At 57.1% G+C, this 247-nt stretch carries 1 protein-coding gene; it reads left to right on the top strand.

From position 1 onward, the window contains the following. On the top strand, positions 1-247 hold a 247-nt coding region (locus tag L9G74_RS21645; RefSeq protein WP_238898917.1), incomplete at both ends, for a superoxide dismutase.

The following is a 247-nucleotide window of genomic DNA, read 5'->3' as shown; positions in this document are numbered from 1 at the left end:
AGATGAAGCAGGAGTTCAATGCCACCGCGTCATCACGCTTTGGCTCCGGCTGGGCGTGGCTTGGTGTCAAGGATGATGGCAAGCTTGCCATTACCTCCACCCCCAACCAGGATAACCCACTGATGCCCGGTGTAGACCAGCCACTTATCCCCATCCTGGGTCTGGACGTGTGGGAACACGCTTACTACCTCAAGTACCAGAACCGCCGTCCTGAGTACATTGCCGCCTTCTGGAACGTAGCCAACTG

Origin of the sequence: Shewanella electrica (assembly GCF_022321485.1) — a bacterium.
GTDB classification, from domain to species: Bacteria; Pseudomonadota; Gammaproteobacteria; order Enterobacterales; family Shewanellaceae; genus Shewanella; species Shewanella electrica.
The sequence above is the reverse complement of the archived record's forward strand: the minus strand, read 5'-3'. Positions and strand labels throughout refer to the sequence as shown.